We start from the raw sequence: 12,364 nt of genomic DNA on the forward strand, positions 1-12,364 counted from the left end.
CGCCCGCAGTGTCGTAAGGTCACCCGTGATCAAACCGGACGACGATCCGTGATCTGTCGTCGATCGGTGTCGTAACGGCGCAGATGGGGTTGTGCGTCGGAAGAGTTGGGGGAATCGCAGTGTCCGTCACCCATGACGAATCGCGGGGATCCGCTTCGTCCACCCGTCCCGGTGCCGCGGCCGATCTGTGCCGCATCACCGTCCTGTCGACGCATTCGCAGGTCGACATGGCCGTGCCGTTCGGTGTGCCGCTCGCCATCCTCGTTCCGGGGATCGTCGACACCATTCGCACCCATCGCAGTACCAACGATTTCGACGACTCCCTCGAACAGTACGAACCGAGCGAGTGGGTTCTCGCGAAGATCGGGCACTCGCCGCTCTCGACCACGTTGACGTTGCACGAGCACGGAATCCGCGACGGGGATCTCCTCGTGCTGCAGAGTGTGCACGCCGGCGCACCGCCGCCGCTGTTCGACGACATCATGTACAACGTGGCGATCGCCGACGCCGAGGGCGACCGCGAGTGGACCCGGGGTTCCGCACGGGTCGTGGGCTCCGTCGCCGCCGTGCTCGGCACCGTCGTCGGTTCGTTCGCACTGTTGTGGTCCGGGGCGGGGACGGAAGGATTCCTGGGGGCGGGTTGTGCCGTCGCGACGGCCCTGCTGTTCCTGATCGCCGGCGCGGTCACCGGCCGCGTCTACGGCGACGCGCCCAGTTCCGTGGTCCTCAGCGGATGCGCCGTTCCCCTCTCGTTCGCCGCGGGAATTCTGTTCGTGCCGGGCGATCTCGGCGCTGCGCACCTGCTCCTCGGGCTCGCGCTGGCCGGTACCACCGCCGTTCTGGCGTTACGACTGGGCGGGGTCGGGCTGCGACTGTTCACGGCATTGTCGGTGACGTCCCTGTTCGGATCGATCGCCGCGCTCGTGGCCACGCTGTTCGGCAACCCGACCGCCGCGGTCGGCGCGGGCGTCGTGGCGGCGGCGCTGGTCGGACTCGCCTTCTCGGCCCGGGTGTCGATACTGCTGGCGAAGCTTCCGCTGCCCCCGGTCCCCGCTCCGGGCACGTCGGTCGATCCGTCCGAGGACGACCCGGACGACGAGGTGACGATGCCCTCGTTCGACTCCCTCGCACAGCGAGCGGCACGTGCCCGCAAGTACCTCACGGGCCTGGTCGGCGCGATGACGGCACTCGCCGTGACCGGCGCCCTCGTCGCGGCGCACCCGGGCGTGCACGACGGAATCTTCTGGCCCGGACTCGCTCTCGCCGTCGCCACCGCCACCGTCCTGATGTTCCGGGGACGCACATACAGCAGCGCCGAGCAGGCCGTTCCGCTGATCGCGGGCGGGGTGACGATACTGGTTCTGCTGCTCACCGCCGCGGCTGTCGCCGTGCCCGACTTCGCGATCGTGTCGTTCGCGGTCGCGATCCTGTTCGCCGTCGGCGGGCTGGTGCTGGGAATCCTCGCCCCCCGCCGGACGTTCTCGCCCGTGATGCGGCGGGTGGCCGAGCTCATCGATCTGGCGGTGATCGCGTCGATCGTCCCGCTGGTGTGCTGGGTGACCGGTCTCTACTCGCTGATGCGTGGACTGTGAGGCGCCGGCTCACCCGCGTCGTCCTGGCCACCGCGATCGTGGCGGTCACCGCCGCCGTGGGTCAGGGCGGCGCCTCGGCTGTGGCGCCCGCTCCCGTGGACGTCGGACTTGTTCCACCGACGGACCGCCAGAAGGCCGAGCTACGCCGCAATTGCAAAGATGCCGTGCGCGTGCCCGACGGCCCCGACGTCCCGGCGGCCCAGCGCGATCTCGACTTCCAGTCGGTCTGGCCGATCACGAGGGGCGCCGGTCAGATCGTCGCGGTGATCGACACCGGCGTCTCGCGGCACCCCCGTCTCCCCGGACTCGTGGACGGCGGCGACCTCGTGGGGACGCAGACCGGAACGGTCGACTGCGACGCGCACGGCACTCTCGTCGCCGGGTTGATCGGCGCCTCGCAGGTGCCCGGTTCCGGTTTCTCCGGTGGCGCACCGGATTCGCGGATCCTGTCGATCCGGCAGTCGAGCAATGCGTACAACCCCGCCGGCCAGGCCGACGAGGTCGACAACGCCGGCAACTCGGTCGGCGGATACGGAAACGTTGTGACGATGGCGACGGCGATCCGGCGTGCGGCCGACCAGGGTGCGACCGTCATCAACATCTCCGAGGTCGCGTGCAAGACCGCTGCGGAGGGGATCGGCAGCGGCGACCGGTACGTGGGAGCTGCCGTGAAGTACGCCGTCACCGTGCACAACGCCGTGGTGGTCGCGGCAGCAGGCAACTTCGGTTCAGGAGACTGCAAGATTCAGAATCCACCGGTCGACCCCCTCCGGCCCGGCGCCGATCTGTGGGACTCCGTCAGCACCATCGCGAGTCCCGCCTGGTACGACGACTACGTGCTCACCGTCGGCTCCGTCGAGCCAAACGGTTCGGCGAGCGACTTCAGCCTGGCCGGTCCGTGGGTCGACGTCGCAGCCCCGGGAACCGGTCTCACGTCACTGCACCCGACCACCGGCGACCTGACGAACACGGTGTACGCCCCAGAGGGCAACGCAGAGCCGGTGCAGGGAACGAGTTTCGCCGCCCCGTACGTCTCGGCGACCGTCGCCCTGGTTCGTTCGCGGTTCCCGCAACTGTCCGCACAACAGGTCATGGCCCGCATCGAGGCCACGGCGCATGCTCCGGCAGAGGGGTGGAATCCGTCGGTCGGGCACGGGATCATCGATCCGCTGGCGGCAGTCACCGCCGACGTTCCCCTCGACGATGCCATCGTCGATCAGTCGAATTCCGTCGCGATCGAGGAGCTTCCGGCCGCTGTTCCCCCGGACCATCGGCCGCGCAACGTCGCAGTGGCGGCCACCGGAACGCTGAGCGCACTGCTCGTGCTCGGCGTCCTGGCGTCGTTCCCGCTCCGCCGCCGGTTCCGCTCGGCGACCGACCGGAACTGACCCTCCGCCCGACGGGGAGGATGCGGACGCCTGAACGAGACCGCGTCCTCCCCCGCGAACTCCTATCTGGATCCTGACGCGACAGCGGCAGGGTCGAGGTCCGGTGCGACACCGTCGTGTGCAACGAGCGCCGACGACTTTCCGAGCGAGGGGCCCTGCGCCAGGAGGGCGAGTATCTGCCAGGGCGCGAGAGGCTGGGCGCCGTCGAGCCCCAATGCCTTGGCAGAGTCTTTGTCCGCGTCCCTGTCCGGGATACCGAACCGAACTCCCGTGTCCGCGACGAAGAACCAGCTGTCACGTCGCGTGCTCGTGGGCTCGATGCCGGTGGACTGCACGAAACCGCTGGTTCCCGGTTGTACATAGACCGTGTCGGCGTTGTCGCCCGCGCCGTCCGCCTGGGCCAGTTCGACCGCGCGGGCGTCGCCCGGGATCGGGAGGGCGCGGCCCGCGACCAGCGACAGTTCGGCCGCCGGACCACTCGAGCCGGTCTCGTCCGGTGCACGGAGAGGCTTCCACGTCAGGCAGCTCACGGGACTGTCGGAGGCATCGACGATCGTGGGCGCCGACTCGGGAAAGCTGTCCACCTCAATCTGTTCCACGGAGGGGATTCGCTTGGTGGCGTCCGGCGGGACGCTCGACATCTCGGTGTCGCCGTGCGAGTCCGACAGGAAGATCAGGTTCGCGACGGCCGAGCTGATCTTCTGGATTCCGTCGCGAAGGACCACGTAGTGGGTGGCCTCGGAGCCGATCAGCGCCGTGAACACCGATCCCACGACCTTGTCCTGCAACGGATACCGAGGGCTGCTTCCGGCCCCCGGAATGACGGGAGCCGCGAGTGGCGGCACCTCGGGGATGGCGTTGACGAGGCCCTTGCTCACCGGACGCGGCCGGGCGCCTTCGAGGCCCAGCGCACGGGTGACAGCAGGGTCGTCCAGGTCGACCCTGGCCCGCTTGCCGCCGTAGATCAGGTACGACGCGTCGGAGGTCGACGCAAGCAGTGCCTGATCTCCCGTGAGGGACCCGCCGCCGTCGGAACCCTCCGTCTTCCCGACGATGACCGATGTTGTGACGGAATGATTTCCGTCGGCCGCGATCGAATCGCACACGGTCCACGGGGTCTTCGCCGCGGGGTCTCCGGCAGGCAGCGCCGACGGCGCGCCGGGGATCCCGACGAGGGCACCGCGCGCGCGGGTGTCGAGTTCAGATTCCTTGACGATCACCGGATTCTCGGACTTTCCGACGATGAGCCGGGCGGACGCGAGATTCAAAACGGGACGGAGAGTGTCGCCCATGACGACGAACATTGCGCCCGAGTCCTTGCCGACGACGATCGACGCGTCACCGATCTTGTCCTGCGGACGGAACAGCGCCAGCGCTGCGCACCCGGCGAGGCCGAGTGACGCGATCACAACCCCCACCGCGAGTGCGCGTGACTGCGACCGCATGGGGTCGTGCAACATTCGGACGTCGCGACGCACCAGGGCGTGCTCCATCCTTCTGATCAGAAAGCGATACCCGTTGACCTGCCACCGGGTGGTGGGTGTTACAGCCATTGTTCCTCCCCCGTGCTGCACAGCGCTCGGGGTGACACAGTACAGTTCCATCGACAATCTTCACGGCGGACGGGTACGGGTCTGCTGGGTTCAGGTATTCGGGGGAGGAACCATGGACCGCTCACGCGTCACACGTCGGCCGTCGTCTCTTCGGTTCTCGGCGACCGAGGTGATCATCGCACAACTTCTGGGGGTGACCGGCGGCGTCGTGGCCTCGCTGTGCGGGCTGGTCTGGTGGGGCGCCGTCGCACTTGCCGTCCTTCTCGTCGTCGCCGCGCTCGTCCGGGTAGGCGGCTGGTCGAGCCTGGACTGGGCCCGGACGTACTGGCGGTACTGCACCGAACCCGGCCGGACGGAGTCCCGCACCGTCGGTTTCCAGGCGCCGACCGGCCAGTCCGTCGGGCTCCGCTGGGACGGGGGGAACGTGGTCGCCGTCGTCGAGGTCCTTCCTCCCGCGGGCAGTCTCACCCAGATCACCCGTGACGGCTTCCAGACGACGCACGAACTCCCCACCGACGCGCTCGCCGCGTGCCTCGTGCAGCACGACATCTCGCTGACCGGAATCGACATCGTCAGCCACGGCTATCGCGCCGCGGCAGGCACACCCGCGACCGATGTGTACGACAGACTGGTCGGACCGCTCCCGGCGACGGCGACCCGGATGGTCTGGCTCGCCCTGCGATTCGACGCCACCGAGAGCGTCGCGACTGTGGCCCGGCGAGGCGGCGGCGAGGAAGGCGCTTCCCGCGCGATCACGATCGCGGCCGGCCGGGTCGTGCGCGCCCTCGCCGATTCCGGCTGCCGCGCGCGGATTCTCACCGCCCCCGAGATCGACTCCGCCGCGCTGCAGATCAGTCGCGGCGTCGACCCGAAAACCTTCACGCAGACGTGGAAGCAGGCGCCGCTGCCCGGAGTGTGCAACACCGGCTACGGCGTCGACCCGCGGTACCTGACGAGAGATCTGCTCGCGAAGCTGTGGGTTCCGTCGAGCCTCGGCACGACGGTGACGATCCGTCTCCGCCCCGGCGGGTACGACGGCCAGGTGAAGATCGGTGCGGCCTGCCGGGTGACCACCCGGACGATGCCCGCGCCGCTCGCGATTCCCGGGCTCGTCTCGATGCAGGGCAGGCACAAGGACGGGCTGCTGTCCAATCTCCCCCTCGCGATGTCGGACCTCGACGACGTGATGCCGTTGACCGACATGTCCGTCGAGGAACTGCGCGCCTTGCAGTTGCCACCGGCGGGGTGCGGCCAGCTCATCGGTTCCGACGACTACGGCCACGGAATCACCGCCCGCATCGCAGGTCCCGGCGTCGGCATGGTCTATGTGGCGGGCGAGCTGTACCTCGCCCAGCAACTGGTGTTCCGCGCCGTTGCAACAGGTGCCCGGGTGCTCATCCACACCGATCGGCCCGACGCGTGGTCGTCGTTGATCGACTCCATCGCCACGCCTGACCGGTTGCGCATCGCGGGTCACAACCCGCAGTCCGACAATAGGTTCAACACGGTGGTGTTCGACGGCGTCAACGCGCTGCCGCCCCGCGCCGGGGTCACAGCGATCTACCTGTACGGGGAGCCGAGTCAGTGGCCCGGCGCCGAACCGGACCTGTCCATCGTCCAGCCGAATGCTCTCGGCGACCGGATTCTTCTGTCGACGGGAGGGACGAGCATCGAACTGATGCTGGTCACGATCTCGTCCGAGACTGCGTTCATCGGCCGCCCGCGCGCGGTGGAGGAGTACCCGCCCGCCTACCAGTACTAGCCGGGGTACGGCGCGGTCTCGCGCTGAACCCGGACCGCGTCGGCCCACCACACCAACTGGGCCAGCATGCGGTCCGCCGAGTCGATGGCGGCGCCGTCGGTGGTCTGCCCCTGGTCGTCGAATCTCTTGCGCACCCGGTGGAAGCTCACACTCTGCCGGACCGACACCATGTGCAGTTCCGCCACCACCTGGCGTAGCTGTTCGGTGGCCCGGAGCCCGCCGGCCAGCCCACCGTACGACACGAAACCGATGGGCTTCGAACGCCATTCGTGTTTGAGACTGTCGAACGCGGTCTTCAGCGCCGCAGGGTAGCCGTGGTTGTATTCGGAGGTGACGGCCACGAATCCGTCGGCTCGGCCCACCCGCTCGCGGAATTCGTCCGTCACCGGGGAATCGCCGAGATCCTGCGGCAACGGCGTGTCGGCGAGGTCGATGACCCCCACGTCCAGTCCCGGGTAGGCGCGCGCACGTTCGGCGAACCAGCCGGCGACGACGGGAGCGATCCGGCCCACTCTGACGGACCCGATGATGATCTCGAGTCGGACGGGCTCGACTGCGGTCATGAACACACTCCTTCTTTCCGGGGCAATCCTGGAGGTCGACGATCCGGCTTCAGTCGCCGCAGCAGCCACCGGGCACGGTCCGAACGTCCCGGGTGATCTGGTTGCGTGCCGCCAGATCCGCGTCTTCGGGGTAGTCGACCCGCACCAGGGACAGTCCGTGCGCGGGGGCCACCAGAATCGAACTCGACCGCGACTTCTCGCGGAGGAGACCCTCGATCCAGCCGAGATCGCGCCTGCCCTCCCCCACGGCGAGAACCGCACCGACGAGACTGCGCACCATCGACCAGCAGAACGCGTCGGCGCTGACGAAGGCGGTGAACACGTCGCCGTCGCGTTCCCAATCGAAACGCTGGAGATCGCGGACCGTGGTGGCCCCTTCCCGGCGTTTGCAGAACGCCGCAAAGTCGTGCAGTCCCAGCAGCATCGCGGACGCCGAGCGCATGAGTTCGAGGTCCAGGACCTTCGGATACGACACGGTGTCCCTCGCTCGGAGCGGGTCGGCACCGTAGACCGCCGATGTCAGGCGGTACTCGTAGTGCCTCCGCATCGCGGAGAACCGTGCATCGAAGTGTTCGGGCGCGAAGGAGATCCGCTTGATCCGCACATCCTTCGGCAGAAAGCGCGCGAGCCTGCGGACCAGCCGGGACGGGTCTTCCGGCAGGGCGTCGACCGGAAGGTCGACGTGCGCGACCTGACCGGTGGCGTGGACGCCGGCGTCGGTCCGCCCCGCCACCGTGAGCTGCAACGGCGTGCGCAGGACGGCGCCGAGCTTCTCCTCGATCTCCCCGCACACCGTGCGCAGGCCGTTCTGGCGGGCCCACCCGGAGAAATCGGTTCCGTCGTACGCGATGTCCAGGCGCAAGCGACGGGTCTCATACGAAACGGGCCCGCCGTCCCCCGGGGGGACGACGGGCTCGTTCGATTCAGCGTGTGCCGAAACCAAGTGGACTAGTCCTTCTTGGCCTCTTCGGCCTCGGGAGCGTCGGCCGCGGTGGCGGTCTCGTCCTCGATGGCCTCGACGACGGCGTCAGCGTTCTCGACCTCGGCGTCGGTTGCCTCGGCCTCGACGGCCTCGACGACGTTCTCCTCGGCGGGAGCAGCAGCCGGCGCATCCTGCGATGCCTTCACGCGACGAGCACGGTCGGCCTCGGAGGTGACGGTCTTCTCCTTGACGAGCTCGATGATCGCCATCGGCGCGTTGTCACCCTTGCGGGGGACCGTCTTGATGATGCGGGTGTAGCCGCCGTCACGATCGGCGTAGAACGGGCCGATCTCCGCGAACAGGGTGTGCACGACATCCTTGTTGCGGATGACCTTCAGAACCTCGCGACGGTGAGCCAGGGTTCCGGCCTTGGCGTGCGTGACGAGCTTCTCGGCGTACGGGCGCAGGGCCTTGGCCTTGGACTCCGTGGTGGTGATGCGGCCGTGCTCGAAGAGCGCGGTAGCCAGATTGGCGAAGATCGCCTTCTGGTGCGAAGCCGACCCGCCGAAGCGAGCACCCTTCTTGGGCTTGGGCATGATGATCTCCTAGTAAAGGACCGTGAGCTACAGCTGTTCGGTCTCGGCGTAGTCCTCGGTGCCCTCGGCATCACCGAAGGAACCGGCGTCCGTGTCGCTCCACGTTCCGGTGGCGGCGTCGTAGCCGGCAACGGTGGTGGGATCGAAGGACGCGGGGCTGTCCTTGAGGGCCAGGCCGAGCGAATGCAGCTTGACCTTCACCTCGTCGATGGACTTCTGTCCGAAGTTGCGGATGTCGAGCAGATCGGACTCGGTACGGCCGACAAGCTCACCGACGGTGTGAACACCTTCGCGCTTGAGGCAGTTGTAGGAACGGACCGTCAGGTCCAGGTCCTCGATGGGCAGTCCGAACGAAGCGATGTGATCGGCCTCGGCGGGCGAGGGTCCGATCTCGATGCCTTCTGCTTCGACGTTCAGCTCACGGGCCAGGCCGAAGAGCTCAACCAGGGTCTTGCCCGCCGAAGCGAGCGCGTCCCGAGCGGTGATGGAGTTCTTGGTTTCCACATCGAGCACGAGCCGATCGAAGTCGGTGCGCTGCTCGACGCGGGTGGCCTCCACCTTGTAGGTGACCTTGAGCACCGGCGAGTAGATCGAGTCGACCGGGATACGGCCGATCTCGGCGCCGGACGCCTTGTTCTGGACGGCGGGGACGTAGCCGCGACCGCGCTCGACGACGAGCTCGATCTCCAGCTTTCCCTTGTCGTTCAGGGTGGCGATGTGCAGATCCGGGTTGTTCACGGTGACGCCGGCCGGGGGCACGATGTCGCCTGCGGTCACAGCGCCGGGGCCCTGCTTGCGGACGTACATGGTGACCGGCTCGTCCTCTTCGGAGCTCACGACGAGACCCTTGAGGTTCAGGATGATGTCGGTGACATCTTCCTTCACACCGGGAACTGTGGTGAACTCGTGCAGAACGCCGTCGATGCGGATGCTGGTGACAGCAGCGCCGGGAATCGACGAGAGCAGCGTACGGCGGAGCGAATTGCCGAGTGTGTACCCGAAGCCTGGCTCGAGGGGCTCGATGACGAACTTCGAGCGGTTGTCAGCGATGACCTCTTCGGTCAGCGTGGGTCGCTGAGAAATGAGCATTGGATTTCCTCCTGTACGGGCGTCCGCTATTTGACGCCCACGATGGGAAAGGCACTTCGTGCCCGTGCGCCTTTCCGGTAGTCGGAACTACCGGAAAGGCGCACGAGCCGTCAGGCCTACTTCGAGTAGTACTCGACGATGAGCTGTTCCTGCAGAGGAACGTCGATCTGCGCACGCTCGGGAAGCTGGTGAACCAGAACCCGGAGACGTCCACCGACAACCTGCAGCCAACCCGGGATCGGGCGATCGCCCTGGGTCTCGCGCGCAACCTGGAAGGGAAGCGTCGACAGCGACTTGTCCTTGACATCGATGATGTCGTACTGCGAGACGCGGTAGCTGGGGATGTCGACCTTCTTGTTGTTCACGAGAAGGTGACCGTGCGTGACCAGCTGACGGGCCTGGCGGCGGGTGCGAGCCAGTCCGGCGCGGTACACGACGTTGTCGAGACGCGACTCCAGGATGCGGAGCAGGTTCTCACCGGTCTTACCGGGGCGGTTGTTCGCCTCCTTGTAGTACAGGCGGAACTGCTTCTCCATGACGCCGTAGGTGAAGCGAGCCTTCTGCTTCTCCTGCAGCTGGAGCAGGTACTCGCTCTCCTTGATCCGCGCGCGGCCGTGCTGGCCCGGCGGGTAGGGACGACGCTCGAACGCCTGGTCGCCTCCAACGAGGTCGACGCGCAGACGACGCGACTTGCGGGTGATGGGTCCGGTATAACGTGCCATTTTTTTCTACCTATCCTTCCCGCTAGACCCGACGCCGCTTGGGCGGACGGCAGCCGTTGTGCGGCTGGGGGGTGACATCGGAGATGGTGCCGACCTCGAGGCCTGCGGCCTGAAGCGAGCGGATCGCGGTCTCACGGCCGGAGCCGGGGCCCTTGACGAAGACGTCGACCTTCTTGACGCCGTGCTCCTGCGCCTTGCGGGCTGCGTTCTCTGCGGCCAGCTGGGCGGCGAACGGGGTCGACTTACGCGAACCCTTGAAGCCGACGTGTCCCGAGGACGCCCAGGAAATCACGTTTCCGGCGGGGTCCGTGATGGACACGATGGTGTTGTTGAACGTGCTCTTGATGTGAGCGGCGCCGTGCGGGACGTTCTTCTTGTCCCTGCGACGCGCCTTCTGGGTCTTCTTCGGACCGGTGCCACGTGACTTGGGGGGCATTACTTCGCCTTCTTCTTGCCTGCAATGGTGCGCTTCGGACCCTTACGGGTGCGGGCGTTGGTCTTGGTGCGCTGACCACGCACGGGCAGACCACGACGGTGGCGCAAGCCCTGGTAGCAGCCGATCTCGATCTTGCGTCGGATGTCGGCCTGGACCTCGCGGCGAAGGTCACCCTCGACCTTCAGCGACTCCTCGATGTACTCGCGGAGCTTGGCCAGATCCTCGTCCGAGAGATCCTTGCTCCGCAGATCCGGGCTGACGCCGGTGGCGTCCAGGATCTCCTTGGAGCGGGTACGGCCGATGCCGTAGATGTAAGTAAGTGCGATCTCCATCCGCTTTTCACGGGGAAGATCGACACCTGCGAGACGTGCCATGTCGGCATTCCTATCGGTGTGCGGAGGTCTGCTCCCAGTCCATCCCCTGTGCCTCTTCAAACGTCGGCGGTCTCGCGACCGGCGATGCTTCAACTAACTCAGTGGGGCCCCGGCCTCCGTGCCGGGGGTGAACCAGTACCTGCTCGAGAGCCGTGGGTACTGGCTGGTGCTGGGAGGTCATCTTTGCTTGTTGCCAAGCAGATCCTCGAAAAGCGGAGATCTAGCCCTGACGCTGCTTGTGGCGCAGGTTCTCGCAGATCACCATGACCCGGCCGTTACGACGGATCACCTTGCACTTTTCGCAGATCTTCTTGACGCTCGGCTGAACCTTCACGTCTTCTGATCTCCTGTTTTGTGGCAGCCCACTACGCAGATCCGCAGCGGACGTACTTCTCCCCGACCTGGTCGGGCGGGGAAGCTTCTACTTGTACCGGTAAACGATGCGTCCGCGCGACAAGTCGTAGGGCGACAGCTCCACGACAACGCGATCTTCCGGGAGGATGCGAATGTAGTGCTGACGCATCTTTCCGCTGATGTGGGCGAGAACCTTGTGGCCGTTCTCGAGCTCAATGCGGAACATCGCATTGGGCAGCGGCTCGACTACTCGTCCCTCGACCTCGATGGCCCCGTCTTTCTTAGCCATATCCTCCGCGATCCATGTGGTTTGGCGTGCTTATTGCATCTGTTTCCGTTACCGTGGCGCCCAATGGGATCTTCACCGGCCGAAACATGAACAATCCGGATCGAATCCGGCACTGGGCACGCAGACAACCGGCACGCATAGCGCACCGTTGATCCATGTTACGGGAAATTGCTCACCAGGCCAAATGCGGTCCCCGGCGGACCCGCCCGCCCGGCGAGAATTCCGCTTCCGAACCCCACCGGTCACGACTCGAAGGATGGTGTGCGTGCGCGCCCTGGTACAGCGAGTGACGTCCGCGTCGGTCCGGGTCGACGGCGACGAGGTGGGACGGATCACTCCCCCGGCCGGCGGCCACGGGCTGCTCGTCCTGATCGGCGTCACCCACACGGACGACGCGGCGAAGGCGGCTCTGCTCGCGAAGAAGGTGTGGACCATGCGCATCCTGGAGAACGAGCAGTCCGCCGCCGACCTCGACGCCCCGGTGCTCGTCGCCAGTCAGTTCACGCTGATGGCGGACACCCGCCGGGGCAGGCGCCCGTCCTGGTCCGCCGCGGCGCCGAGGCCCGTGGCGGAACCACTGGTGGACGAATTCACCGGCGCCCTGCGCGAGCTGGGCGCCACCGTCGAGACGGGTGTGTTCGGCGAACACATGGAGATCAGCCTCGTCAACGACGGTCCGGTGACGCTGCTGATCGACGTGTAGGCCCGCGCCCGCGGGCGCTCG

At 67.0% G+C, this 12,364-nt stretch carries 14 protein-coding genes; 4 read left to right on the forward strand and 10 right to left on the reverse strand.

The window, feature by feature from the left end; translation table 11 throughout:
- Nucleotides 1-119 precede the first annotated feature (119 nt).
- Together eccD and mycP are read left to right on the forward strand one after the other, a co-directional pair.
- Nucleotides 120-1,592: a type VII secretion integral membrane protein EccD gene (eccD, locus tag CJ179_RS06290; protein ID WP_095860916.1), complete on the forward strand. Its 1,473-nt coding sequence runs from the start codon at nt 120-122 to the stop codon at nt 1,590-1,592.
- Nucleotides 1,589-2,980, forward strand: a complete 1,392-nt coding sequence (mycP, locus tag CJ179_RS06295) for a type VII secretion-associated serine protease mycosin (RefSeq protein WP_095860917.1) — start codon at nt 1,589-1,591, stop codon at nt 2,978-2,980. The genes eccD and mycP overlap by 4 nt, the downstream gene beginning before the upstream one ends.
- A 62-nt stretch (nt 2,981-3,042) precedes the next feature.
- On the opposite strand, the gene eccB is transcribed toward mycP, so the two are convergent.
- Entirely contained in the window at nt 3,043-4,533 is a 1,491-nt protein-coding gene (gene eccB / locus CJ179_RS06300; protein WP_095860918.1) for a type VII secretion protein EccB, read from the reverse strand.
- A 112-nt stretch (nt 4,534-4,645) separates the two neighbouring features.
- Here eccB and eccE point away from each other — a divergent pair, with 112 nt between their 5' ends.
- Nucleotides 4,646-6,295, forward strand: coding sequence for a type VII secretion protein EccE (eccE, locus tag CJ179_RS06305; protein WP_095860919.1), 1,650 nt, complete (start codon nt 4,646-4,648; stop codon nt 6,293-6,295).
- Here the strand turns inward: eccE and CJ179_RS06310 are convergent.
- The 9 genes from CJ179_RS06310 to infA all read right to left on the reverse strand — a co-directional run bounded on the left by CJ179_RS06310 (nt 6,292) and on the right by infA (nt 11,640).
- Nucleotides 6,292-6,858, reverse strand: coding sequence for an NADPH-dependent FMN reductase (locus tag CJ179_RS06310; protein WP_072945714.1), 567 nt, complete (start codon nt 6,856-6,858; stop codon nt 6,292-6,294). The genes eccE and CJ179_RS06310 overlap by 4 nt on opposite strands.
- A 49-nt stretch (nt 6,859-6,907) precedes the next feature.
- Nucleotides 6,908-7,801 carry a tRNA pseudouridine(38-40) synthase TruA gene (gene truA / locus CJ179_RS06315; protein ID WP_179377528.1) on the reverse strand — a complete coding sequence of 298 codons (894 nt, stop codon included), beginning with the start codon at nt 7,799-7,801 and terminating at the stop codon, nt 6,908-6,910.
- Between the two features lie 5 nt (nt 7,802-7,806).
- Nucleotides 7,807-8,376, reverse strand: a complete 570-nt coding sequence (gene rplQ, locus CJ179_RS06320) for a 50S ribosomal protein L17 (RefSeq protein ID WP_011598158.1) — start codon at nt 8,374-8,376, stop codon at nt 7,807-7,809.
- 27 nt (nt 8,377-8,403) lie between these two features.
- A complete protein-coding gene (locus tag CJ179_RS06325) occupies nt 8,404-9,465 on the reverse strand; it encodes a DNA-directed RNA polymerase subunit alpha (RefSeq protein WP_005239684.1) in 1,062 nt (353 codons plus the stop codon).
- 116 nt (nt 9,466-9,581) lie between these two features.
- The gene (gene rpsD / locus CJ179_RS06330) at nt 9,582-10,187 is read right to left on the reverse strand and encodes a 30S ribosomal protein S4 (RefSeq protein ID WP_005239683.1); all 606 of its coding nucleotides are present in this window, start codon (nt 10,185-10,187) and stop codon (nt 9,582-9,584) included.
- A gap of 22 nt (nt 10,188-10,209) precedes the next feature.
- Nucleotides 10,210-10,623, reverse strand: a complete 414-nt coding sequence (gene rpsK, locus CJ179_RS06335; protein ID WP_009479376.1) for a 30S ribosomal protein S11 — start codon at nt 10,621-10,623, stop codon at nt 10,210-10,212.
- On the reverse strand, nt 10,623-10,997 hold the full coding sequence (rpsM, locus tag CJ179_RS06340) for a 30S ribosomal protein S13 (protein WP_005239677.1): 375 nt from the start codon (nt 10,995-10,997) through the stop codon (nt 10,623-10,625). Before rpsM ends, rpsK begins: the two co-directional genes overlap by 1 nt.
- 220 nt (nt 10,998-11,217) lie before the next feature.
- Nucleotides 11,218-11,331 (reverse strand): 50S ribosomal protein L36, encoded by a 114-nt coding sequence (gene rpmJ / locus CJ179_RS06345; RefSeq protein ID WP_003938068.1) that lies wholly within the window; start codon nt 11,329-11,331, stop codon nt 11,218-11,220.
- 87 nt (nt 11,332-11,418) lie between these two features.
- Nucleotides 11,419-11,640 (reverse strand): translation initiation factor IF-1, encoded by a 222-nt coding sequence (infA, locus tag CJ179_RS06350; protein ID WP_003418601.1) that lies wholly within the window; start codon nt 11,638-11,640, stop codon nt 11,419-11,421.
- Nucleotides 11,641-11,905: 265 nt separating this feature from the next.
- Between infA and dtd the strand changes: the two genes are divergently transcribed.
- Nucleotides 11,906-12,343 (forward strand): D-aminoacyl-tRNA deacylase, encoded by a 438-nt coding sequence (gene dtd / locus CJ179_RS06355; RefSeq protein ID WP_095861073.1) that lies wholly within the window; start codon nt 11,906-11,908, stop codon nt 12,341-12,343.
- Nucleotides 12,344-12,364: the final 21 nt, after the last annotated feature.

The sequence above is a fragment of the Rhodococcus sp. ACS1 genome (assembly GCF_002300155.1).
Taxonomy (GTDB): Bacteria; Actinomycetota; Actinomycetes; order Mycobacteriales; family Mycobacteriaceae; genus Rhodococcus_F; species Rhodococcus_F koreensis.

Coding starts and splice junctions, on each gene's coding strand:
- eccE (WP_095860919.1), top strand. CDS start 4,646: ATGGACCGCTCACGCGTCACACGTCGGCCGTCGTCTCTTCGGTTCTCG.
- CJ179_RS06325 (WP_005239684.1), bottom strand. CDS start 9,465: ATGCTCATTTCTCAGCGACCCACGCTGACCGAAGAGGTCATCGCTGAC.
- rpsK (WP_009479376.1), bottom strand. CDS start 10,623: ATGCCCCCCAAGTCACGTGGCACCGGTCCGAAGAAGACCCAGAAGGCG.
- rpsD (WP_005239683.1), bottom strand. CDS start 10,187: ATGGCACGTTATACCGGACCCATCACCCGCAAGTCGCGTCGTCTGCGC.
- infA (WP_003418601.1), bottom strand. CDS start 11,640: ATGGCTAAGAAAGACGGGGCCATCGAGGTCGAGGGACGAGTAGTCGAG.
- rplQ (WP_011598158.1), bottom strand. CDS start 8,376: ATGCCCAAGCCCAAGAAGGGTGCTCGCTTCGGCGGGTCGGCTTCGCAC.
- CJ179_RS06310 (WP_072945714.1), bottom strand. CDS start 6,858: ATGACCGCAGTCGAGCCCGTCCGACTCGAGATCATCATCGGGTCCGTC.
- eccB (WP_095860918.1), bottom strand. CDS start 4,533: ATGGCTGTAACACCCACCACCCGGTGGCAGGTCAACGGGTATCGCTTT.
- rpsM (WP_005239677.1), bottom strand. CDS start 10,997: ATGGCACGTCTCGCAGGTGTCGATCTTCCCCGTGAAAAGCGGATGGAG.